Here is a 22,129-nt window from a genome sequence, read left to right on the forward strand (position 1 = left end):
AAGATGGAACTCGGTCAAATGTGGGAGCGGGCTTGCTCGCGAAGAGGTCATCAATAACAACGATGTCTACAGTGAATAAAAAAGGCCCGCATTGCGCGGGCCTTTTTGTTTGTCAGGGTAGGGCGGCGAAGTTAGCCCGCGACCAACACCCGAATCGCTTCCAGTCGCAGCGCCGCCTTGTCGAGCATCGCCAGGCCTTGCTCGCGCTGTTGGCGCAGGGCAACCAGTTCGCTGTCGCGCACGGTCGGGTTGACCGCTTGCAACGCGGTCAGGCGCGCCAGTTCTTCGTCGGTATCCGCCGCCAGGCGACGTTGAGCCTCGGCCACACGCTCGGCGTGACGCGGGGCGATCTTCTCTTCACCGGCGTTGATCCGCGGCGTCAGCTGGTCGCGCTGGGCCTGCACGAACTTGTTGGCGCTGGCCCGCGGCACGCTTTCCAGCTGGTCGTTCAAGGTCAGGAACGACACGCGGCCCGACAGGTCATTGCCGTTGGCATCCAGCAGGCAACGCAGTGCCGCCGGCGGCAGGTAACGGCCCAACTGCAGCGAACGCGGAGCAACCACTTCGCTGACGTAGAGCAGTTCCAGCAACACGGTGCCCGGCTTGAGCGCCTTGTTCTTGATCAGCGCCACTGCGGTGTTGCCCATGGAGCCGGACAGCACCAGGTCCATGCCGCCCTGCACCATCGGGTGTTCCCAGGTGATGAACTGCATGTCTTCGCGCGACAGCGCCTGGTTACGGTCGTAGGTGATGGTCACACCTTCGTCGTCGCCCAGGGGGAAGCTGGCGTCGAGCATTTTTTCGCTGGGTTTGAGGATCAGCGCGTTTTCCGAATGGTCTTCGCTGTCGATGCCGAAGGCGTCGAACAGGGTTTCCATGTAGATCGGCAGGGTGAACTGGTCGTCTTGCTCAAGGATCGCTTCCACCAGCGCATCACCTTCGCCAGCGCCGCCGGAGTTGAGCTCCAGCAAACGGTCGCGGCCGGTGTGCAGTTCGGCTTCGAGGCGCTCGCGCTCGGCACGGGCTTCGTCGATCAGCCCTTGCCACTCGCCGTCGTCGGCGTTTTCCAGCAGCGGCAGCAGGCGCGGGCCGAACTGGTGCTGCAAGGCGTTGCCGGTCGGGCAGGTGTTGAGGAACGCGTTCAGCGCCTCGTGGTACCACTGGAACAGGCGCTCTTGCGGGCTGGTTTCCAGGTACGGCACGTGCAGTTCGATTACATGTTTCTGGCCGATCCGGTCCAGACGGCCGATCCGCTGTTCCAGCAAGTCCGGGTGGGACGGCAGGTCGAACAGCACCAGGTGGTGGGAGAACTGGAAGTTGCGGCCTTCACTGCCGATTTCCGAGCAGATCAGCACCTGGGCGCCGAATTCTTCGTCCGCAAAGTAGGCGGCAGCGCGGTCGCGCTCGAGGATGTTCATGCCCTCGTGGAACACCGTGGCCGGGATGCCGGAGCGCACGCGCAGGGCGTCTTCCAGGTCCATGGCGGTTTCGGCGTGGGCGCAGATCACCAGGACTTTGGTGCGCTTGAGCATCTTCAGCTGGTCGATCAGCCACTCGACGCGCGGGTCGAAACGCCACCAGCGTTGTTCTTCATCGACGTCCGGCTGCGACTGGAAGCTGACTTCCGGGTACAGCTCGGCGTGCTCGCCCAGGGGCAGCTCGAGGTATTCGTCCGGGCACGGCAGCGGGTAGGCGTGCAGCTTGCGCTCCGGGAAGCCTTGCACCGCGGCGCGGGTGTTGCGGAACAGCACGCGGCCGGTGCCGTGGCGGTCCAGCAGTTCGCGGACCAGGCGGGCACTGGCTTCGGCGTCGCCATCGTTGACGGCGGTCAGCAGCGCTTCGCCTTCGTCGCCGAGGAAGCCCTGGATGGTCTTGTGGGCGGCGGGCGAGAGACGGCCCTTGTCCAGCAGCTCCTGGACGGCTTCGGCCACCGGGCGATAGTTTTCGCTCTCGGCGCGAAAGGCGTGCAGGTCGTGGAAACGGTTCGGGTCCAGCAGGCGCAGGCGCGCGAAGTGGCTGTCCTGGCCCAGTTGCTCAGGGGTTGCAGTGAGCAGCAGCACGCCCGGAATCACTTCGGCCAGTTGTTCCACCAGAGAGTACTCGGGGCTGGCTTTTTCTTCGTGCCAGACCAGGTGGTGCGCTTCGTCGACCACCAGCAGGTCCCAGCCGGCCGCGAACAGCGCGTCCTGGGCCTTCTCGTCGTCCACCAGCCATTCCAGGGCCACCAGCGCGAGCTGGGTGTCTTCGAACGGGTTGGTGGCATCGCTTTCGATAAAGCGCTCTTCATCGAACAGTGCGACCTGCAGGTTAAAGCGGCGGCGCATTTCCACCAGCCACTGGTGCTGGAGGTTTTCCGGCACCAGGATCAACACGCGGTTGGCGCGACCCGACAGCAACTGGCGATGGATCACCAGGCCGGCTTCGATGGTCTTGCCCAGGCCCACTTCGTCCGCCAGCAGAACCCGCGGCGCGATACGGTCGGCGACTTCACGGGCGATGTGCAATTGGTGCGCGATCGGTTGCGCACGCACGCCGCCCAGGCCCCAGAGCGAGGACTGCAACTGGCGGCTGGTGTGTTCCAGGGTGTGGTAGCGCAGGGAGAACCAGGGCAGCGGGTCGATCTGGCCGGCGAACAGACGGTCGCTGGCCAGGCGGAACTGGATGAAGTTCGAGAGCTGGGTTTCCGGCAGGGTGACCTGCTCGTTTTGCCCATTGAGGCCGTGGTAGACCAGCAGGCCGTCGACGTCGTCGACTTCTTGCACGGTCATTTTCCAGCCTTCGAAATGGGTGATGGTGTCACCCGGCGAAAACCTCACGCGAGTGAGGGGCGCATTCCGTAGCGCATACTGGCGAGTGTCGCCAGTGGCCGGATAGAGCACGGTTAACAAGCGGCCGTCCTGTGCCAGAACGGTGCCTAACCCCAGCTCTGCTTCGCTGTCACTAATCCAGCGTTGCCCCGGTTGATACTGCTGCGCCATGCTGCCTGACTCCCGCCGTGAAAAAGCCGACTATTCTAACGGAACACGGCTTCCAGACCAAAAGGAATAGGTGCAGCTTCGAGCTTTAAGCTACAAGCGGCAAGAAAAAGGGCGGTATCTTCGTCGGATAGATGACGATTGGTTCACAAGTTGGCGGCTTGACGCTCAAGTCGTCACCCACGCAGCCGACAGTCTGCTGAACAGGAGACTAATAATATGCTGCCACCCATGCTGCCCTTGAGTGTTGTGCCGGTCACGTCGCAGCTTGACCCGGTGCGCCAGAAGCCGGATATCCCGCCCGTGGCGCCGGTTCAGCCAGGCTCCAACGAAAGTACCATCGACTTGCAAAAGCGCGATCCCGAGGAAGCGGCTTTGCTGCTGCGCGAGGAGCAGCGTCGCCAGCAGGAACAGCAAAAGCGTCGCCGCGAAGCCGATGAAGACTCGCAGGAGCACCTGGCTGTTCCCGGTGACGAACTCAACGCCGACAACACCGTGCCGGTGGTGCCGTTGATTGAAGACGCACCACGGCAAGGCTTGTGGGTGGACGTCGAGGTTTAATCCCGCAGTTCGCGCAGGGCGGCGATCAGTTGCTCGATGTCTTGCGCCGTATTGAGGTAGCTCACGGAGATTCGCGCCACGCTGTCCAGCTCGCGGGCCTGCATGTCCAGTGGAGTGTAGGGCACACCATTGGCACCGATATTGATCCGCTTGAGGCCCAGGCGGCGCTTGAGCTCGAAGGCGTCCCAGCCGGCCAGGTTGAACGCGATCAGGCCGGACTGGTTTGCGCTGGTTCCCAGGTCATGCAAGGTAATCCCGTCGATTCGGCGCAATTGTTCACGGATTGTGTCGCTTAACAGCCGGACTGTCTCGCGGACCCGCTCGATCCCCAATCGATTGACCTCCAGCAACGCATTGCCCAGGCCTGCCAGCAAGGCGAATGACACTTCGCTGGTTTCAAAGCGCCGGGCGTCGTTGCGCAAGTCAAATCCCGCAGGGCTCCAGGGCGCCGAAAACACATCGCGTTGGGCAGGGTTCAAGCGCTCGAGAAAATCCGGCCGCACATAGAGCAGGGCGGTCCCGCGTGGGCCGCGCAGATGCTTGCGCCCGGCGCCCTTGAGCACATCGCAGTGCAGCGCTTGCACATCCACCGGCACCTGGCCGATGGCTTGCCCGGCGTCGATGAAATAGGCAATGCCATGACGCCTGGCCAACGCGCCGATGGCCTCGGCCGGGTTGATCAAGCCGCTGTTGGCGGGGAGCCAGGTCAGGTCGATCAACCGCACCCGGGCGTCGAGCATGGCTTCCAGGCCGGCGACGGATACCGCGCCGGTTTCATCGCAGGGGATCACTTCTACTTGTGCACCCGATTGCACGGCCGTCTGCATGCTCGCCAGGTTGCCGCCCCATTCGTGGCGGCCCACCAGAATGCGGTCGCCTGGCTGCCACGGGCCCAACGCCTGGAACGCCATGCTCCAGGCGGTCGAGCCACTGCTGGCGAAGGCAATCGATGACACGGGCGCATTGAGCAGTTGCGCGGCGGCGCGACGGGCTTTTTCTGTCAGCAGTGCACCGTGTTCGCCGGCCTCCATCGGGCCGTCGCGGGCTTCGCGCTGCAACTGGTCAATGATTGCATCAAGCGTCCCTTGGCTGGGCAGGGAGGCCCCGGCGTGGTTGAAGTGGACGATGCCGGACTGGCAGCCCGGCGTTTCGTCCCGCAACTCCCGGACCTCGGTCAGGGACAGCGCAGTCACGGCTGCAACTCGAAAATCGCGTCGATCTCCACGGCTACGCCGCCCGGCAAGCTGGCGACGCCCACGGCCGTACGGACATGCCGGCCTTTGTCGCCGAGGGCGTTGACCAGCAAGTTCGAAGCGCCATTGGCGACTGCACCCTGGCGCTGGAAATCACCGCTGCTGGCGATAAATACGCCCAACCGAATGATGCGCACCAGTCGCGACAGGTCATCGCCCAGGGCATCGCTTAATTGTGCCAGCAGGCCCAGCGCCGCGAGTTCGGCGGCCTTGGCGCCTTCGTCTTCGCTGATGGATTCGCCGAGTCTTCCGATGTAAGTCGGTTTGCCGTCCAGCAGCGGGATTTGGCCGGAGATGAACAGCTGGTTCTGGCTGATCACGTAATTGACGTAGTTGGCAATCGGCTGGCTGGGTGTCGGCAGGCTCAGGCCGAGGGCTTGTACGCGTTGTGAGATGGAGTGGCTCATGATGAATCCTCTTGGAAAGAGTCTTCAGCATGGGCGGGGCGATTTTCGCCGACAAACGGATAGATTTAACTCGACGTATCGAAATAACTCATGCGTCAGCGCAGATTTCCCTGAGCCATTCACTGAAACAAGCGGCCGCCGTGCTGGTTTCGCCATGCGGGGCAATCAGCCAGTAACCGATCTCGCTTTGATAGGGCGGCCAGTCGAAGGCTTCCACCAATGTGCCCTCCTTGAGCCTGCGTTCGATCAGGCGGTGGCGGCCCATGGCGATGCCCTGGCCGGCGACGGCGGCTTCGACCACGATGTTGTAGTCGTGCAGCAGCGCCTTGGGGTAGTGCTCCACATCCACCTGATAATGCCGGGACCAGTCGGTCCACTCGAAAGGGCGGTGCGAGGTGGCCATCAGCAGCGGGCCATTGGCCAGTTGGCTGGCCTTGAACGCCGGGCTGCAGACGGGTGACAGTGTTTCGCTCATCAGGCGCGTGGCCTGCACGTCGGTCCAGTCGCCCTTGCCGTAGCGAATCGCCAGGTCGACCTCGGCGGCGGCGACATCTGCCAGCTGAATCGCCGGCACCAACTCCACCTGGATGTGTGGGTAGCGGCTGAGAAACCCCGCCAGGCGCGGTGCCAGCCACAAAGTGGCGAACGAGGCGAGCAGGCCGACGCGCAGTACGCTGGTGGCGGGCGGTGTTTGCTGCTGGCGGGTGGCGGCGGCGATGGTGTCGAGGGCGGGGCGGATCTGGTCGTAGTAGTGTTGGCCGTCTTCGGTCAGATCGATGGCGCGGGTGCGTCGGATAAACAGCGGTTTGCCCAGGTGCTGTTCGAGTTTCTGCACTTGATGGCTGAGGGCGCTTTGGGTCACTGACAGCTCGGCGGCGGCCTTGATAAAACTCAAATGCCGGGCCACGGCCTCAAAGGCGCGCAGGGCCAGGAGTGGAGGAAGGTCCTTGTGCAGTGCCACGTCGAACGCTCTGTGTGAGGGTTGGGATGGGGGGATTTTGCGGGCAAATGCGCGCGATGACATCGATTTTGTTTACGCGGGATTGGCGCAGGACGCATTATTGGGGCATCCAAGCCATTACGTAAGCCAAGCCATGAGTGACGATGACAAGCTGATTGACCTGAATGCCGAACGGGCCAAACGTGTTCATGATCTGAATGACAAGCGACTGAATGAAGTGCGCCAGGCGTTTGAACAGGCGATGCCGTTGGGGAAGCCCAAGAAAAAGCCGAAAAGCAAACCGAAAAAGCGTTGATATAGCCTGCATCGTTTGATGCAGGTCAGTTATTTCCCTTCTTTACGCTCCGTCGCGGGCGACATTGATCCTCGTCAATTTCTTCTTTCGTCTTCTTGGTTAACTTAGCCCTATCGCAACAGGGCAAGTGCAGGAGGCCGGTCATGTTTTTCGATAATGTGGTGTTTGCCGGAGTGCTGACGGTTGGCCTCATGGTGATGTTCTTTGTAGGGTTTGGAATTTTTATCTGGAAAGACGCTAATAAGCGTAAGAGGCCTTAGGTCTTTTCGGATACATGAGCACGCAAGGCATTTTGGGCGACTTCGGTCGCCTTTTTTTTGTTTTGGATTTTTTGTTTTTGATTTTTTGATTTGTGTACATATCCGTTGCTGCGGTAACGGCTACTTATGGTTCCGCTCTTACAGCGGGTCACTTTTTTACAAACGCCTAAAAAAGTAACCAAAAAACGCTTTGCCCCACCACTCGGTGCCTCGCTTAGGCTCGGCATGCCCGCACTCCGGCACGGCTCCGCGGGCCGCCGCGACGGGCCATCCATGGCCCGGCGCGTCTAAATCGGCATCCTTGCCGATTTACCCGCTCCACCGTGCCTACTTGCGGCCATCGTGGTTGACGGGGCCCGCAGATCAAAATCAAAAGCAGATCAAGATCAACAGCACGCAGCCTCGCTGGCGCTCGACAGCTGCTACGGGCGGGGTGGCTCTGCTTTTCTGTAGGAGCTGGCTTGCCGGCGATGCAGACACCTCGGTGCATCAGGTACACCCAGTTGATGCCATCGCAGGCAAGCCAGCTCCTACAGTGGACCGTGCCCGCTTTAGTTTTTGATTTGGCTTTTAAACACTCAAGCCGGCCGGGAGGCCGCTGTGCTCTTGCTTTTGATCTTGATTTTGATCTTAGGCGCCCCGTTAAACCACGCTGGCCGAACGCAGGCTTTGGAGCGTGGGTAACCCGGCAGGACGCCGGGTTAGCCGTCCTGGGCCAAGGATGGCCCATGACGGCGGCCCACGGTCCAAAGCCGGAGTGAGGGAACACCGAGCCTAGGCGAGGTGCCGAGTGGTGGGGCAAGAGCGTTTTGCTTACTTTTGCGCTGTTCAAAAGTGAGCCGCTGTAAGAGCGGAACCATAAGTGGCCGTTACCTAAATAACGGATATACACCCAAACCCCAGCCATAAAAAAAGGCACGACCCTCACAGGTCGCACCCTCTTCACAAGCCCAAGAGCTGTCAGCTACCCAAAGCCTTGGAAGCCAACCAGAACAACCCGGCCGAAAGGCCCACAGTCGCCGGCAGCGTCAACACCCAAGCCATCAGAATGGTCTTGACGGTGCCACCTTGCAGCCCGCTCTTGTTCGCCACCATGGTCCCCGCCACACCCGAAGACAACACATGGGTCGTGGAAACCGGCAAGCTGAAGATATTGGCCAAGCCAATCATGCTGGCCGTGGTGATCTGCGCCGACATACCCTGGGCATACGTCATGCCCTGCTTGCCGATCTTCTCACCAATGGTCAGCACCACACGCTTCCAGCCCACCATGGTGCCCAGGCCCAAGGCCAGTGCCACCGCCAGGATCACCCAGAACGGCGCGTACTCGGTGGTCGCCGTCAGGTCCTTGCGCAACTTGTCCAGGTCCGACTTCTCACGCGCATCCAGGCCTGGCAACTTGCCCACCTTCTTCGCGGTGTCATCCAGGCACAACAGATAACGACGCACTTCAATCCGGTGCTCGGCGGTCAACGAATGGTAGTCAGAGACACCTTTCAAGGTCCCCAGCAGGGCGTTGATCGTCGGTTCAGTCTGCTGCGGATTGCACTGGAACTTGCCCGGCAAATCGTCTTTCACGCTTTTGCCCAGGGCCAGGAACTCACCGAGGGTTTCTTGATTGCGCTGGTAGAACTGATTCAAGTGCAGCGTGGCGTCGCGGGTGCGCTCGATCTGGTAAGTGGTGCTGCCCAGGTCCAGTACGAACTGCGCCGGCACGATACCGATCAGTACCAGCATGATCAGGCCAATACCTTTCTGCCCGTCGTTGGAGCCGTGCACGAAGCTCACGGCCATCGCCGAAATCACCAGGACCAGGCGGTTCCAGAACGGCGGGTGCTTCTTGTCGTCGAGCTTGCGGCGCTGGTCCGGTGTCTTGTGCATCTTCGACAGCGGGCGCCACCATTTCAGGCCCAGCAGCACCAGGGCGGCAACCACGAAACCAGCCATCGGCGAGAACACCAGCGAAGCGCCGATATCGATCGCTTTCTGCCAGTTGACGCCGTCAGCCAGGGGAATGTCGTTGATCAGGGCGTTGGCCAGGCCGACACCGAGGATCGAACCGATCAGGGTGTGGGAACTGGACGCCGGGATCCCGAAATACCAGGTGCCGAGGTTCCAGGTGATCGCCGCTGCCAATAATGAGAAGACCATGGCCAGACCGTGGCCGGTGTTCACATTGATCAGCAACTCCACCGGCAGCAGGTGCACGATGGCATACGCAACACCGACCCCACCGAGCAACACGCCGAGGAAGTTGAACACCCCGGAGAAGAACACGGCCAGATGCGGAGGCATGGCTTTGGTATAGATGACTGTGGCAACCGCGTTAGCGGTGTCATGAAAGCCATTGATGAACTCGAAGGCGAGGACAAAGGCCAGGGCGAGCAACAGGCTCACTAGAACCCAAGCATCCAGTCCGCTGAATAAATCGATCATGAAGGTTTTCTGACCCGGTCGTAAGGGGGCGCGATTATGCCAGAAAACATCGGTAATCAATGCACTAGCTGCTCATCGGTAACATTCTTCAACGAAAAAAAATGGGGGGGAGGCGTGCATCCCGGTGTTTTCGGGGCTTTGGCAAGTGATTGATTTATATGGAGGATCCATCAAATTCGCGGGATAAAGCGCCGGAAGGGAATAACTGAAACAATCGTATGAAATTTCGCTAAGGCCACATAACGGGCTTCCCTCCACCAGGGTGGTACTGGCAGAGAGATGGCACCTTTGGAAGCTCAACCCGAAACGCTTATGGCTCTTCGGCTTTGAGGTCCTGTTCAATCTTTTGGATTTCCTGGGCAAAGGCCTGGTCGAGCAGGCTGGCTCGTTTGCGCCATGGCTTGCGTTCAGGTTCTGGCTGGGCGGCGTAGGTGGTGACTTCCCCGCCGTAAACATCCTTGTAACGTTGTTCCTGGCGCTCAAGTTCCGCGCGCAGTTCGTCTTTCGTCACATTGTTACCTAATTGAGTTGAGTTTGATTCCGGCGAAACGCGATGCCGGGAAGTCGCCCCCGGTATACCGTCAATCTGAAGATCAGCGTGGAAAGGTATACAGGAAAAACCACTTCTTTATTGCACGCGGCCACGATACCGGAGAAGAGCAGTTGTCGTAGCAACAGTTTTCTTGTCACAGCCACAAGCAGTTGGCAGGCATTCGAAATGTGTGTCAGGTACTTGCGGCGGAGCCTGCACGCAGCCGGTGCACGACTGGGTGAAATCTATCCTCGGGGTCAGGCGAGGCTGGCTCCTGCACAGGATGCATTATAGCCACGCGCTTGAATAACACTATCGCCAACAAGTTAAAAATCGTCAACTTTGTGTGAGGGTTTTGTTACGCAGGTGTGTGGGGTATTTGCTGAACTATTGGCGCCATAAATCGTGCAATGTTCTACAGGCGTTAATCAACCTTAACTTCTCTCGTACATCAGTCGATTCTGAAAGGCACTCAAATGGATGTAGAGGGGTTCCGGCACCGGTCGGCGGTGACAAATTGCGATAATCGAATGACCGTCCGATAATCGCCCAATGTTGGTTGCCCTGCCTTGTGCAGCCATTGCACGGCGGCTTGTAATAGCGGTCACCCTCCCGCAGCGGTTAAAAATAAGAGAAAGGACCCCAAATGAACGATCAATTGCGCAACTCCTTCGCATCAGTGGCGCCGCCGATCGTTGCGTCACCGGCCAAGCGCATCCAGGCGTTTACCGGTGATCCGGATTTCATGACCTCCCTGGCACGCGGCCTGGCCGTGGTGCAGGCATTCCAGGAGCGCAAGCGCCACCTGACCATCGCCCAGATCAGCCACCGCACGGAAATCCCCCGCGCTGCCGTACGCCGTTGCCTGCATACCCTGATCAAACTCGGCTACGCCACCACCGACGGGCGTACCTATTCGCTGTTGCCCAAGGTGCTGACCCTCGGCCACGCTTACCTGTCGTCCACGCCCCTGGCCGTTTCGGCGCAGCCTTACCTGGACCGCATGAGCGAGCAGCTCCACGAGGCGTGCAACATGGCAACCCTGGAAGGTGATGACATCCTCTACATTGCCCGCTCCGCCACCACCCAACGCCTGATTTCCGTCGACCTTTCCGTGGGCGGCCGTCTCCCGGCCTACTGTACCTCCATGGGCCGTATCCTGCTGGCGGCGCTGGATGACGCCTCGCTGCAGGACTACCTCGACCACGCCGACCTGCAAACCAAGACCAGCCGCACCCTCACCACCCCGCAAGCCTTGCTCGAATGCCTGCAGGAAGTGCGGCAGCAGGGCTGGTGCATTGTCGACCAGGAACTGGAGCAAGGGCTGCGTTCCATCGCCGTGCCGGTGTACGACGCTTCGGGCCAGGTCCTGGCGGCACTGAACGTCAGCACCCATGCCGGGCGGGTCAGCCGCAGCGAGCTGGAGCAGCGTTTCCTGCCGAGCATGCTCAGTGCCAGCCAGGAGCTGAGTGCGCAGCTGTTTGCGTAAGCTGTTCGGTGACCGCACAGATCCCGGCTGGATGAATTGACGGTGTTTCCCAAGGCTTATTAATGTGCGGCAGCGCTTCAAGGCGCCGCCCCAATAATAATGACGACTCAAGGTCGTTCGCCCGCCCATCGGTGTGGAAATAAAAATAATGAATCAGCCTTCACCTGCTGTCGGTACTTGCCTGGACGTTCAGTCCTTCATCAACGCCCAGCCGCTGTCGCGGTATCAGTGGCGAGTGGTGATCCTGTGTTTTCTCATCGTCTTCCTCGACGGCCTCGACACCGCCGCCATGGGCTTTATCGCCCCGGCGCTGTCCCAGGACTGGGGCATCGACCGCGCCAGCCTCGGCCCGGTGATGAGCGCCGCGTTGATCGGCATGGTCTTCGGCGCCCTGGGCTCCGGCCCACTCGCCGACCGCTTCGGGCGCAAGGTGGTGCTGGTGGGGGCGGTGCTGGTGTTTGGGGCCTTCAGCCTGGCCTCGGCCTACAGCAGCAACGTCGATCAACTGCTGATCCTGCGCTTCCTCACCGGTCTCGGCCTGGGCGCCGGCATGCCGAACGCCACGACACTGCTCTCCGAATACACCCCGGAACGCCATAAGTCGCTGCTGGTGACCAGCATGTTCTGCGGCTTCAACCTGGGCATGGCCGGTGGCGGGTTTATCTCGGCCAAGCTGATCCCGGCGTATGGCTGGCACAGCCTGCTGATGATCGGCGGCCTGTTGCCGCTGATCCTCGCGGTGGTGCTGCTGTTCTGGCTGCCGGAGTCGGCGCGTTACCTGGTGGTGCGCAATCGCGGCACCGACAAGGTGCGCAAGACCCTGGCGCCTATCGAGCCGGGCATCGTCGCCCAGGCCTCGAGCTTCAGCGTGCCCGAACAGAAAACCGTCAAGGCGCGCAACGTGTTCGCGGTGATCTTCTCCGGCACCTACAGCGCCGGCACCTTGCTGTTGTGGCTGACGTATTTCATGGGCCTGGTGATTGTTTACCTGCTGACCAGTTGGCTGCCGACCCTGATGCGCGACAGCGGCGCCAGCATGGAACAGGCCGCGTTTATCGGTGCGTTGTTCCAGTTTGGCGGCGTATTGAGTGCGGTCGGCGTGGGCTGGGCGATGGACCGGTTCAATCCCCACAAGGTCATCGGTACCTTCTACCTGCTGGCCGGGGTGTTTGCCTACGCGGTGGGGCAGAGCCTGGGCAATATCACGCTGCTGGCGACTCTGGTGTTGATTGCCGGCATGTGTGTCAACGGTGCGCAGTCGGCGATGCCGTCGCTGGCCGCACGTTTCTACCCGACCCAGGGCCGCGCCACGGGCGTGTCGTGGATGCTCGGCATCGGCCGCTTCGGCGCGATCCTCGGGGCGTGGATGGGCGCGACCTTGCTGGGCCTGGGCTGGAACTTCGAACAGGTGCTGACCGCCCTGGTGATCCCGGCGGCATTGGCCACCACCGCGGTGGTGATCAAGGGCATGGTCAGCCATGCCGACGCTACCTGAAACGGACCGATAGCAAGACAACAATCCGTTCGATAATCGAACACTCAGTCGATTATCGGATTGTTTGGCCCCGACCCCCGGCTTAATCTTCAAGCACTTCGGCGCTGCCTCCAGCGCCTTTTTCGATCGATACCGGGAGCCCACCCCATGGCTGAAATCCTTTCGCTGGCTGATGCGGTAAAGCAGTTCGTGAATGACGGCGACACCGTTGCACTCGAAGGCTTTACTCACCTGATCCCTACGGCGGCAGGTCATGAAATCATTCGTCAGGGCAAGAAAGACCTGACGCTGGTGCGCATGACGCCTGACCTGATCTACGACCAGTTGATCGGCGCCGGCTGTGCACGCAAGCTGATTTTCTCCTGGGGCGGCAACCCGGGCGTGGGTTCACTGCATCGCCTGCGGGACGCCGTTGAAAAGCAATGGCCGCAACCGCTGGAGATCGAAGAGCACAGCCACGCCGACCTGGCCAATGCCTACGTCGCCGGTGCCTCCGGCCTGCCATTCGCGGTGTTGCGCGCCTACGCCGGCTCCGACCTGCCCAAGGTCAACCCGCTGATCAAGACCGTGACCTGCCCCTTCACCGGTGAAGTACTGGCGGCCGTGCCGTCGGTGCGCCCGGACATCACCGTGATCCACGCGCAAAAGGCTGACCGCAAGGGCAACGTGCTGCTGTGGGGCATCCTCGGGGTGCAGAAGGAAGCGGCCCTGGCGGCCAAGCGCTGCATCGTTACCGTTGAAGAAATCGTCGACGACCTCAACGCGCCGATGAACGCCTGCGTGCTGCCGACCTGGGCCCTGACTGCCGTGTGCCATGTGCCGGGTGGCGCGCATCCGTCCTACGCTCACGGTTACACCGAACGTGACAACCGTTTCTACCAGGCCTGGGACCCCATCGCCCGGGACCGTGAGACGTTTACTGCGTGGATCAACGAATACATCCACGGCACCGCCAATTTCAGTGAATTCCAGGCCAAGCTGGCCACCGCGCAGGAGGCCAAATAATGGCTTACTCGACCAACGAAATGATGACCGTCGCCGCCGCGCGCCGCCTGAAGAACGGTTCGGTGTGCTTCGTCGGCATCGGCCTTCCCTCCAAGGCTGCCAACCTGGCGCGCCTGACGTCGTCGCCGGATGTGGTGCTGATCTACGAGTCCGGCCCGATTGGCGCCAAGCCTTCGGTGCTGCCGCTGTCCATCGGTGACGGCGAGCTGGCTGAAACCGCTGACACCGTGGTGCCGACCGGTGAGATTTTTCGCTACTGGCTGCAGGGCGGGCGCATTGACGTCGGCTTCCTCGGCGCGGCCCAGGTCGACCGTTTCGGCAATATCAACACCACCGTGGTCGGTGACTACCACCAGCCCAAAGTGCGCCTGCCAGGTGCCGGTGGCGCGCCGGAGATCGCCGGCTCCGCGAAGAGCGTGCTGATCATCCTCAAGCAGTCGGCCCGCTCGTTTGTCGACAAGCTGGACTTCATCACTTCGGTCGGCCACGGCGAAGGCGGTGACTCGCGCAAACGCCTGGGTCTGCCAGGCGCCGGTCCTGTAGGGATTATTACCGACCTGTGCATCATGGAGCCGGAGGAGGGCAGCCACGAATTTGTCGTCACCGCCCTGCACCCCGGCGTGACCCGTGAGCAAGTAGTGGCCGCCACCGGTTGGGCGATTCGTTTTGCCGACCAGGTGACCACCAGCGCCGAACCCACCGAGATTGAACTGACTGCCCTGCGCGACCTTGAGGCACGCACCGCTGCCGCCCACGGCCAAGCCCCCGGAGAAGCCTGATGCGCGACGTATTTATCTGTGACGCCATTCGTACCCCCATCGGCCGTTTTGGCGGTGGCTTGTCCAACGTGCGCGCCGATGACCTGGCGGCACTGCCGATCAAGGCGCTGATGGAGCGCAACCCGTCGGTGGAGTGGAGCGCTGTGGACGAAGTGTTCCTCGGCTGCGCCAACCAGGCCGGCGAAGACAACCGCAACGTGGCGCGCATGGCGGCATTGCTGGCCGGCCTGCCGGAGAGCATCCCCGGCGTCACCCTGAACCGCCTGTGCGCTTCGGGCATGGACGCGATCGGCACGGCCTTCCGCGCCATCGCCAGCGGCGAGATGGAACTGGCGATTGCCGGTGGCGTCGAGTCGATGTCCCGCGCGCCGTTCGTGATGGGCAAGGCCGATGCGGCGTTCTCGCGCAACATGAAGCTGGAAGACACCACCATCGGCTGGCGCTTTATCAATCCGTTGATGAAGGCCCAGTACGGCGTCGACCCGATGCCGCAAACCGCTGACAACGTGGCCGACGACTATAAAGTCTCCCGCGCCGACCAGGACGCCTTCGCCCTGCGCAGCCAACAACGTACTGCCGCTGCACAGGCCGCCGGTTTCTTCGCCGAAGAAATCGTACCGGTGCGCGTCGCCCACAAAAAAGGCGAAACCGTGGTCGAGCACGACGAGCATCCACGGGCCGATACCACCCTGGAAGCCCTGGCCAAACTCAAGCCGGTCAATGGTCCGGAAAAGACCGTCACCGCAGGCAACGCCTCTGGTGTGAACGATGGTGCCGCCGCGCTGATTCTGGCCTCTGCTGAAGCCGTCAAAAAACACGGCCTGACCGCCCGCGCCCGGGTGCTGGGCATGGCCAGCGCCGGTGTGGCGCCGCGTGTGATGGGCATCGGCCCGGTGCCGGCGGTGCGCAAACTGGTGGAACGCCTGGGCCTGGCGGTAACTGATTTCGATGTGATCGAACTCAACGAAGCCTTCGCCAGCCAAGGCCTGGCCGTGCTGCGCGAGCTGGGGATTGCCGACGACGCACCGCAGGTCAACCCGAACGGCGGCGCGATTGCCCTTGGCCATCCGCTGGGCATGAGCGGTGCGCGCCTGGTACTGACCGCGCTGCATCAGCTGGAAAAAACCGGTGGCAGCAAAGGCCTGGCGACCATGTGCGTCGGTGTGGGCCAAGGCCTGGCCCTGGCGATCGAACGCGTTTGAGACCCACAAGAATAAAGAGGATTGCTCCATGAGTGACAAGCCCGGATACCGGCGCCCGCAAGCGGGTACTCAGCCTGACTACCTGCACCCGGCCTACCAGTCGACGAACCTGCGTTCGCCGTCCAAGCCGTTGGTGTTCCTGCCCCATTCCCTGTCGGAAATCACCGGCCCGACCATCGGCGCCGAGCGCGTCAACGAGAAGGACAACGACCTGACCGCCCAGCACGAAGGCGAGCCCCAGGGCGAACGCATCATCATTCACGGGCGCGTGCTGGATGAAAACGGCCTGCCCGTTCCCGGCATCCTCGTGGAAATCTGGCAGGCCAACGCTGCCGGCCGCTACAACCACAAGCGCGACCAGCACGACGCACCGCTGGACCCGAACTTCACCGGCACCGGGCGTACCGTCACCGACGCCGACGGCTGGTACCAGTTCCAGACCATCAAGCCCGGCGCCTACCCGTGGGGCAATCACCACAACGCGTGGCGCCCGGCGCACATCCACTTCTCGCTGTTCGGCCCGAGTGTGCTGACGCGGTTGGTGACGCAGATGTATTTCCCCGGTGACCCGCTGCTGGCCTATGACCCGATCTACAACTGCGTCCCGGACACGTCCGCCAAGGAGCGCCTGATCGCCTCGTTCGATCTGGAAAAAACCATTCCGCACTATGCCCTCGGCTACCGCTGGGACATCGTCCTGCGCGGCCGCGACGCCACGCCGATGGAGAAATGAGATGAGCCTCAACGCGACTACTTCCCACACCGTCGGGCCGTATTACCACATTGGCCTGACCTGGCTGAACCGCGAAGACCTGACCGTTGCGGCCACCCTCGGCGAGCGCGTGGCGATCACCGGGCAGGTGGTGGATGGCAATGGCGATGTGGTCAACGACGCCATGCTGGAAGTCTGGCAGGCCAATGCGGCCGGCAAGTACGACCATCCCGAGGATGAGCAGGACAAACCGGTGGACCCGAACTTCGAAGGCTTTGGCCGAGTGCCGGTGGACGCTGAAGGGCGTTTTCGCTTTACCACCATCAAGCCGGGCAGTGTGCCGGGGTTGAAGGGCACGACCCAGGCGCCGCACCTGGTGGTGCTGGTGTTTGCCCGTGGGCTGGTGAAGCACCTGCTGACGCGGATTTACTTTGACGGTGAAGCGGCGAATGGGGATGACGCGCTGCTGGCGTGTGTGCCGCAGGAGCGCCGCCGCACGTTGATCGCCAAGGCGGATGCGGCGGGTGTGTATCAGTGGAATGTGATTTTGCAGGGCACAGACGAAGAGACGGTGTTCTTCGATTACTGAGTGGGCTGCGGATCTATCGCAGGCAAGCCAGCTCCCACAGGGGAATGCATTCCAAATGTGGGAGCCGGGCTTGCCCGCGATGAGGCCGGCCCAGGCAACAAATATCCAAAAGTCTGCTTGCGGAACATGGTTGTTGCAAAGTATGTCTAGGCTATAACCGTTCCCACTGAGTGAAAAAACATGACAACAAAAACCAGCCACTACACCGGAGAAGAACGCAGCAAAAGGATTTTTGCGATTGTCGGTGCCTCTTCCGGCAACCTCGTCGAATGGTTCGACTTCTACGTCTATGCCTTCTGCGCCATCTATTTCGCCCCGGCGTTTTTCCCGTCGGACGACCCCACCGTGCAACTGCTGAACACCGCCGGCGTGTTCGCCGCCGGCTTCCTGATGCGCCCCATCGGCGGCTGGCTGTTCGGCCGGGTGGCGGATAAACACGGTCGCAAGAATTCCATGATGATCTCGGTGCTGATGATGTGCGCCGGTTCCCTGGTCATCGCCTTTTTGCCCACCTACAAAGACATCGGCGCCTGGGCCCCGGCCCTGCTGTTGGTCGCCCGGTTGTTCCAGGGCCTGTCGGTCGGCGGCGAATACGGCACCACCGCCACCTACATGAGTGAAGTCGCCCTCAAGGGCCAGCGCGGGTTCTTCGCCTCGTTCCAGTACGTGACCCTGATCGGCGGGCAACTGCTGGCGGTGTTGGTGGTGGTGATCCTGCAACAGATCCTCACCGAAGAAGAACTGCGGGCCTGGGGCTGGCGCATTCCGTTTGTGATCGGCGCCATTGCGGCGGTGATCTCGCTGTTGCTGCGTCGCACCCTGAAAGAAACCACCAGCAAGGAAATGCGTGAAGACAAGGACGCCGGCAGCATTGCCGCGCTGTTCCGCGATCACAAGGCGGCGTTTATCACCGTGCTCGGCTACACCGCCGGCGGCTCGCTGATTTTCTACACGTTCACCACCTACATGCAGAAGTACCTGGTGAACACCGCCGGGATGCACGCCAAGACCGCCAGCTACATCATGACCGGCGCGCTGTTCTTCTACATGTGCATGCAGCCGGTGTTCGGCATGCTGGCGGACAAGATTGGCCGCCGTAACTCGATGCTGTGGTTCGGCGCCCTGGGCACGCTGTGCACCGTGCCGATCCTGTTGACCCTGAAAACCGTCAGCAGCCCGTTCCTGGCTTTTGTGCTGATCACCCTGGCCCTGGCCATCGTGAGCTTCTACACCTCCATCAGCGGCTTGGTGAAAGCCGAAATGTTCCCGCCACAAGTGCGTGCATTGGGCGTGGGCCTGGCGTATGCGGTGGCGAACGCGATCTTCGGCGGTTCGGCGGAATACGTGGCCTTGGGTCTCAAGTCCATGGGCATGGAGAACACCTTCTACTGGTACGTCACGGCGATGATGGCGGTGGCGTTCCTGTTCAGCTTGCGCCTGCCCAAAGAGGCGGCGTATTTGCACCACGATCTGTAACCGGCTGGCGCGTGCCCGTTGCCGGGTATGCGCCACCTAGGGATGTGTTATGACGATGCGCACGAGCAACCAACTGTTCGACGCCTACTTCACCGCCAACGGCATGGCCGAAGTGTTCTGCGACCAGGGGCGTTTGCAGGGCATGCTGGATTTCGAAGCGGCGCTGGCCCGGGCTGAGGCTCAGGTCGGGTTGATCCCGCAAGCGGCCGTCGCGCCCATTGCCCAGGCCTGCCTGGCTTCTCTCTACGACGTAGATGCCCTCGGCGACGCCATCGCCACCGCAGGCAACTCTGCGATTCCGTTGGTCAAGGCCCTCGGCAAGTTGATCGCCAGCGAAGATGCCGGCGCCGAACGTTATGTGCATCTGGGCGCTACCAGCCAGGATGTGATGGACACCGGCCTGGTGCTGCAACTGCGCAGTGCGGTCGAGCTGATCGAACATGATCTGGCGCGGTTGGGAGACATTCTTGCCGCCCAGGCCCAGCGTTACGGGACAACTCCTTTGGCGGGCCGGACCTGGCTGCAGCATGCAACGCCGGTCACGCTGGGCATGAAGATCGCCGGTTGGCTCGGCGCAGTCACCCGCAACCGGCAGCGCCTCAGTGAGCTCAAGCCGCGTTTGCTGGTGCTGCAATTTGGCGGTGCTTCCGGAACCCTGGCGGCCCTCGGTGAACAGGCGATGCCGGTGGCGCAAGCACTGGCCGCCGAGTTGCAGTTGGGCCTGCCGGAGCAACCCTGGCACACCCAGCGCGACCGCCTGGTGGAGTTTGCCTCGGTGCTCGGTTTGATCGCCGGCAGCCTCGGCAAGCTGGGTCGCGACATCAGCCTGCTGATGCAGACCGAAGCGGCGGAAGTGTTTGAGCCGTCGGCCCCCGGCAAGGGCGGCTCTTCGACCATGCCCCACAAGCGCAACCCGGTGGGCGCTGCCGTGCTGATCAGCGCTGCCACGCGAGTGCCCGGCCTGGTGGCAACGATGTTCAGCGCGATGCCCCAGGAACACGAACGCAGCCTGGGCCTGTGGCACGCCGAATGGGAAACCCTGCCGGAGATTTGCCGGCTGGTATCCGGTGCATTGCACCAGGCGCTGCTGGTCAGCGAAGGCCTGGAAGTCGATCCCCGGCGCATGGTCCAAAACCTTGATCTGACCCAGGGCCTGGTACTGGCCGAAGCGGTCAGCATCGTCCTCGCCCAGCGCCTGGGCCGCGAAACCGCGCACCATCTGCTGGAACAATGCTGCAAACGCGCCGTCGCCGACGGGCGCCACCTGCGGGCGGTGCTGGGGGATGAACCGCAAGTGACTGCCGAGCTTTCGGCGGCCGAACTCGATCGCCTGCTGGACCCGGCGCACTACCTGGGCCAGGCGCACACCTGGGTCACCCGGGCCGTGGCCGAACATTTTGCTTTGACTGCCTGAGGAGGCTGCTGTGGGATTTGTACAACTCGCCGATGGCGAACTGAACTACCAACTCGATGGCCCCGAAGATGCACCGGTACTGGTGCTGTCCAACTCCCTGGGCACCGACCTGCATATGTGGGACATCCAGATCGAGGCGTTCACCCAGTACTTCCGGGTGCTGCGTTTCGACACCCGGGGCCATGGCAAGTCGCTGGTCACCGAAGGCCCCTACAGCATCGAGCAATTGGGCCGTGACGTGTTGGCGCTGCTGGATGCGTTGCAGATCGAGCGCGCGCATTTCTGCGGGTTGTCCATGGGCGGCCTGATCGGCCAGTGGCTGGGGATCAACGCGGGTGAGCGTTTGCGCCGGCTGGTGGTGTGCAACACCGCCGCGAAGATCGGCACGCCCGAGATCTGGAACCCACGCATCGAGATGGTCCTGCGCGACGGTGCGGCCGCGATGGTTGCCCTGCGTGATGCGTCAATTGCCCGCTGGTTCACCGCAGACTTCGCCGAGGCTCATCCTGACCAGGCCAAGCTGATCACCGATATGCTGGCGGCGACTGATCCCCAGGGTTATGCCGCAAACTGCGCGGCCGTGCGCGACGCGGATTTCCGCGAGCAACTGGCGTCGATCAAGGTGCCGACCCTGGTGATCGCAGGCAGCGAAGATGCGGTGACGCCGCCGGCGGGTGGGCACTTTATCCAGGCGCATGTGCAGGGCGCCGAGTATGCCGAGTTCTATGCCGCGCACTTGTCCAACGTGCAAGCCGGTGCGGCGTTCAGCGACCGTGTGCTGGAATTTCTGCTATCGCGCTGAGTATCGCTGAACCCTGTGGCGAGGGAGCTTGCTCCCGTTGGGCTGCTAGCAGCCCCTGAGCAGCCGCAACCCAACTATTTGTAAAACCCTGCAGCGGCCTCACTGGGGTCGCTGCGCGACCCAACGGGAGCAAGCTCCCTCGCCACAGGTATGTGCCTGTCGTCACCGTTGCATGAGGAGCGTTTTGTGGACGAGAAACAACGTTATGCCGAAGGCCTGCAAGTGCGCCGCGAAGTGCTGGGCGACGCCCACGTCGACCGCAGCCTCAACGCCCTGACCGAGTTCAACAGCGAGTTCCAGGAAATGATCACCCGCCATGCCTGGGGTGATATCTGGACCCGCCCGGGGCTGCCGCGGCATACCCGCAGCCTGATCACCATCGCCATGCTCATTGGCATGAACCGCAGCGAAGAGCTGAAGCTGCACCTGCGCGCCGCCGCGAGCAACGGTGTGACCCGCGCCGAGATCAAGGAAGTGCTGATGCAGAGCGCGATCTATTGCGGGATCCCGGCGGCGAATGCGACGTTTCACTTGGCCGAGTCGGTGTGGGATGAGTTGGGGGTAGAGTCGCGCGTCTAGTGCGAGTCAGCGTCCCACACCCAATTCCACACACCGGGCAGGTGCACCACTTCGTCGGCGCTTTTTACCGTGCGGGCCATGGCGGCTCGCTGCAAGGTTGCCCGGTCGGTGTAGAAAGGCTGTGTGGCGAGGGGCACGCCATTGATATGGGCGCTGTCCAGCAGGATTTGCAGGTATTCCTTCAAGTGCCAGGCGGTGTAGCGGTTGATATCGTGGAAGGTCACCACCACCGGGATCACGCCGTCCACCGTCGGTAATTCGCCTTTGGCGATGCGCTCACGCACCACCGAGAGTTGGCGTATCAGGTTTTCCCGTCGACGCGGGCTGCCGTTGAACACCCAGATCACCCCATCGTTTGCACTCAGGTCGGTCAGCAACACATGCATGCCGTGTTGCTGATAGGCGGCGAAGGTGCGCTTGTCGTAGTTCCAGAACGGCGGGCGTACCAGTGTGGGCGGTTGGCCGGTGATGGAGGTGAGGGTCGATGAACCCAGGCTGAGGTAGTGCTCCAGTTCAGCCGGATTCTGCAAGCGATGGTTGCTGTGCCACGGGGTCGCGGTGTGGAAGCCCAGGATATGGCCGGCCGCGTATTCGCGCTCCATGGTCTTGTAGCCCCGCGGGTTGCCGCCGGAGCGGGGCGCCTCGGTCTGCAGGAAGAACACCGCCTTGATCCCCGGCTGTATCGGGTTGTTCGCCAGGTCCGCCATCACCGAACGGCTGGGGTTCATGAAGCCCGAGGCGCTGGGGCCGTCATCGAAGGTCAGCAAAAAACGGATTGGCGCCTCGGTTTTCAGGCGTTGTTCGGTTTGCGGTGTCAGCGCCAGAGGCGGGCCGATGCAACCGCTGAGGCTCAGGGCCAGGGCTAGTGCGGCCGATACGGTGGCGAAGTGTTTCATGGCGGACTCGA

The 22,129-nt window shown here is 62.1% G+C and carries 22 protein-coding genes; 14 read left to right on the forward strand and 8 right to left on the reverse strand.

Annotation, left to right across the window (positions count from 1 at the left end):
* Window positions 1–131 precede the first annotated feature (131 nt).
* Window positions 132–2,978, reverse strand: coding sequence for an RNA polymerase-associated protein RapA (gene rapA / locus V6607_RS06705; protein WP_003210909.1), 2,847 nt, complete (start codon window positions 2,976–2,978; stop codon window positions 132–134).
* A gap of 216 nt (window positions 2,979–3,194) precedes the next feature.
* Here rapA and V6607_RS06710 point away from each other — a divergent pair, with 216 nt between their 5' ends.
* Complete coding sequence (locus V6607_RS06710) at window positions 3,195–3,536, forward strand: hypothetical protein (protein ID WP_008430424.1); 342 nt, start codon at window positions 3,195–3,197, stop codon at window positions 3,534–3,536.
* Here the strand turns inward: V6607_RS06710 and V6607_RS06715 are convergent.
* The 3 genes from V6607_RS06715 to V6607_RS06725 form a co-directional block, all read right to left on the reverse strand.
* On the reverse strand, window positions 3,533–4,720 hold the full coding sequence (locus tag V6607_RS06715; protein ID WP_134327633.1) for an aminotransferase class V-fold PLP-dependent enzyme: 1,188 nt from the start codon (window positions 4,718–4,720) through the stop codon (window positions 3,533–3,535). The two genes, V6607_RS06710 and V6607_RS06715, sit on opposite strands and share 4 nt — an antisense overlap.
* 5 nt (window positions 4,721–4,725) lie before the next feature.
* The gene (locus tag V6607_RS06720; RefSeq protein ID WP_134325856.1) at window positions 4,726–5,196 is read right to left on the reverse strand and encodes a RidA family protein; all 471 of its coding nucleotides are present in this window, start codon (window positions 5,194–5,196) and stop codon (window positions 4,726–4,728) included.
* Between the two features lie 88 nt (window positions 5,197–5,284).
* A complete protein-coding gene (locus V6607_RS06725; protein WP_102368259.1) occupies window positions 5,285–6,157 on the reverse strand; it encodes a LysR substrate-binding domain-containing protein in 873 nt (290 codons plus the stop codon).
* Here V6607_RS06725 and V6607_RS06730 point away from each other — a divergent pair.
* Both V6607_RS06730 and ccoM read left to right on the forward strand, forming a co-directional pair.
* A complete protein-coding gene (locus V6607_RS06730) occupies window positions 6,144–6,452 on the forward strand; it encodes a hypothetical protein (RefSeq protein WP_134325857.1) in 309 nt (102 codons plus the stop codon). The genes V6607_RS06725 and V6607_RS06730 overlap by 14 nt on opposite strands.
* Window positions 6,453–6,595: 143 nt before the next feature.
* Window positions 6,596–6,712 carry a cytochrome c oxidase subunit CcoM gene (gene ccoM, locus V6607_RS06735; RefSeq protein WP_003210916.1) on the forward strand — a complete coding sequence of 39 codons (117 nt, stop codon included), beginning with the start codon at window positions 6,596–6,598 and terminating at the stop codon, window positions 6,710–6,712.
* Here the strand turns inward: ccoM and V6607_RS06740 are convergent.
* The 3 genes from V6607_RS06740 to V6607_RS06750 all read right to left on the reverse strand — a co-directional run bounded on the left by V6607_RS06740 (window position 6,709) and on the right by V6607_RS06750 (window position 9,659).
* Window positions 6,709–6,939 carry a hypothetical protein gene (locus V6607_RS06740; RefSeq protein WP_166742128.1) on the reverse strand — a complete coding sequence of 77 codons (231 nt, stop codon included), beginning with the start codon at window positions 6,937–6,939 and terminating at the stop codon, window positions 6,709–6,711. The genes ccoM and V6607_RS06740 overlap by 4 nt on opposite strands.
* Before the next feature lie 733 nt (window positions 6,940–7,672).
* A complete protein-coding gene (locus tag V6607_RS06745) occupies window positions 7,673–9,148 on the reverse strand; it encodes an inorganic phosphate transporter (RefSeq protein ID WP_003219836.1) in 1,476 nt (491 codons plus the stop codon).
* A gap of 310 nt (window positions 9,149–9,458) precedes the next feature.
* Window positions 9,459–9,659: a hypothetical protein gene (locus V6607_RS06750; RefSeq protein ID WP_003219834.1), complete on the reverse strand. Its 201-nt coding sequence runs from the start codon at window positions 9,657–9,659 to the stop codon at window positions 9,459–9,461.
* 667 nt (window positions 9,660–10,326) lie between these two features.
* Between V6607_RS06750 and pcaR the strand changes: the two genes are divergently transcribed.
* From pcaR to pcaC, 11 genes are all read left to right on the forward strand, one after another.
* On the forward strand, window positions 10,327–11,169 hold the full coding sequence (gene pcaR / locus V6607_RS06755; RefSeq protein WP_003219833.1) for a pca regulon transcriptional regulator PcaR: 843 nt from the start codon (window positions 10,327–10,329) through the stop codon (window positions 11,167–11,169).
* A 148-nt stretch (window positions 11,170–11,317) separates the two neighbouring features.
* Window positions 11,318–12,664, forward strand: coding sequence for an MFS transporter (locus V6607_RS06760; protein ID WP_003219832.1), 1,347 nt, complete (start codon window positions 11,318–11,320; stop codon window positions 12,662–12,664).
* Between the two features lie 147 nt (window positions 12,665–12,811).
* Window positions 12,812–13,669, forward strand: a complete 858-nt coding sequence (locus tag V6607_RS06765; protein ID WP_003219830.1) for a CoA transferase subunit A — start codon at window positions 12,812–12,814, stop codon at window positions 13,667–13,669.
* A complete protein-coding gene (locus V6607_RS06770) occupies window positions 13,666–14,448 on the forward strand; it encodes a CoA-transferase subunit beta (RefSeq protein WP_172834582.1) in 783 nt (260 codons plus the stop codon). Before V6607_RS06765 ends, V6607_RS06770 begins: the two co-directional genes overlap by 4 nt.
* Window positions 14,445–15,650, forward strand: a complete 1,206-nt coding sequence (gene pcaF, locus V6607_RS06775) for a 3-oxoadipyl-CoA thiolase (RefSeq protein ID WP_177437410.1) — start codon at window positions 14,445–14,447, stop codon at window positions 15,648–15,650. Before V6607_RS06770 ends, pcaF begins: the two co-directional genes overlap by 4 nt.
* A gap of 28 nt (window positions 15,651–15,678) precedes the next feature.
* Complete coding sequence (gene pcaH, locus V6607_RS06780; RefSeq protein WP_003219824.1) at window positions 15,679–16,383, forward strand: protocatechuate 3,4-dioxygenase subunit beta; 705 nt, start codon at window positions 15,679–15,681, stop codon at window positions 16,381–16,383.
* 1 nt (window position 16,384) lies between these two features.
* Window positions 16,385–16,951 (forward strand): protocatechuate 3,4-dioxygenase subunit alpha, encoded by a 567-nt coding sequence (pcaG, locus tag V6607_RS06785; protein WP_003219820.1) that lies wholly within the window; start codon window positions 16,385–16,387, stop codon window positions 16,949–16,951.
* Between the two features lie 180 nt (window positions 16,952–17,131).
* Window positions 17,132–18,427 (forward strand): MFS family transporter, encoded by a 1,296-nt coding sequence (locus tag V6607_RS06790; RefSeq protein ID WP_003219818.1) that lies wholly within the window; start codon window positions 17,132–17,134, stop codon window positions 18,425–18,427.
* 49 nt (window positions 18,428–18,476) lie between these two features.
* Window positions 18,477–19,841 (forward strand): 3-carboxy-cis,cis-muconate cycloisomerase, encoded by a 1,365-nt coding sequence (locus tag V6607_RS06795; RefSeq protein WP_008431146.1) that lies wholly within the window; start codon window positions 18,477–18,479, stop codon window positions 19,839–19,841.
* Between the two features lie 10 nt (window positions 19,842–19,851).
* Window positions 19,852–20,643, forward strand: a complete 792-nt coding sequence (gene pcaD / locus V6607_RS06800; protein WP_003219815.1) for a 3-oxoadipate enol-lactonase — start codon at window positions 19,852–19,854, stop codon at window positions 20,641–20,643.
* A gap of 186 nt (window positions 20,644–20,829) precedes the next feature.
* Window positions 20,830–21,222 (forward strand): 4-carboxymuconolactone decarboxylase, encoded by a 393-nt coding sequence (gene pcaC / locus V6607_RS06805; RefSeq protein ID WP_008431145.1) that lies wholly within the window; start codon window positions 20,830–20,832, stop codon window positions 21,220–21,222.
* On the opposite strand, the gene V6607_RS06810 is transcribed toward pcaC, so the two are convergent.
* Complete coding sequence (locus tag V6607_RS06810; protein ID WP_166742188.1) at window positions 21,219–22,118, reverse strand: polysaccharide deacetylase family protein; 900 nt, start codon at window positions 22,116–22,118, stop codon at window positions 21,219–21,221. The two genes, pcaC and V6607_RS06810, sit on opposite strands and share 4 nt — an antisense overlap.
* Between the last annotated feature and the right edge of the window lie 11 nt (window positions 22,119–22,129).

Source organism: Pseudomonas sp. KK18, from assembly GCF_037094675.1.
Taxonomy (GTDB): Bacteria; Pseudomonadota; Gammaproteobacteria; order Pseudomonadales; family Pseudomonadaceae; genus Aquipseudomonas.

Excerpts from the sequence above, each read along its gene's own strand:
- rapA (WP_003210909.1), bottom strand. The coding sequence starts at position 2,978 with ATGGCGCAGCAGTATCAACCGGGGCAACGCTGGATTAGTGACAGCGAA.
- V6607_RS06710 (WP_008430424.1), top strand. The coding sequence starts at position 3,195 with ATGCTGCCACCCATGCTGCCCTTGAGTGTTGTGCCGGTCACGTCGCAG.
- V6607_RS06720 (WP_134325856.1), bottom strand. The coding sequence starts at position 5,196 with ATGAGCCACTCCATCTCACAACGCGTACAAGCCCTCGGCCTGAGCCTG.
- ccoM (WP_003210916.1), top strand. The coding sequence starts at position 6,596 with ATGTTTTTCGATAATGTGGTGTTTGCCGGAGTGCTGACGGTTGGCCTC.
- V6607_RS06740 (WP_166742128.1), bottom strand. The coding sequence starts at position 6,939 with ATGCCGAGCCTAAGCGAGGCACCGAGTGGTGGGGCAAAGCGTTTTTTG.
- V6607_RS06745 (WP_003219836.1), bottom strand. The coding sequence starts at position 9,148 with ATGATCGATTTATTCAGCGGACTGGATGCTTGGGTTCTAGTGAGCCTG.
- pcaR (WP_003219833.1), top strand. The coding sequence starts at position 10,327 with ATGAACGATCAATTGCGCAACTCCTTCGCATCAGTGGCGCCGCCGATC.
- V6607_RS06760 (WP_003219832.1), top strand. The coding sequence starts at position 11,318 with ATGAATCAGCCTTCACCTGCTGTCGGTACTTGCCTGGACGTTCAGTCC.
- V6607_RS06765 (WP_003219830.1), top strand. The coding sequence starts at position 12,812 with ATGGCTGAAATCCTTTCGCTGGCTGATGCGGTAAAGCAGTTCGTGAAT.
- pcaH (WP_003219824.1), top strand. The coding sequence starts at position 15,679 with ATGAGTGACAAGCCCGGATACCGGCGCCCGCAAGCGGGTACTCAGCCT.
- pcaG (WP_003219820.1), top strand. The coding sequence starts at position 16,385 with ATGAGCCTCAACGCGACTACTTCCCACACCGTCGGGCCGTATTACCAC.
- V6607_RS06790 (WP_003219818.1), top strand. The coding sequence starts at position 17,132 with ATGACAACAAAAACCAGCCACTACACCGGAGAAGAACGCAGCAAAAGG.
- V6607_RS06795 (WP_008431146.1), top strand. The coding sequence starts at position 18,477 with ATGACGATGCGCACGAGCAACCAACTGTTCGACGCCTACTTCACCGCC.
- V6607_RS06810 (WP_166742188.1), bottom strand. The coding sequence starts at position 22,118 with ATGAAACACTTCGCCACCGTATCGGCCGCACTAGCCCTGGCCCTGAGC.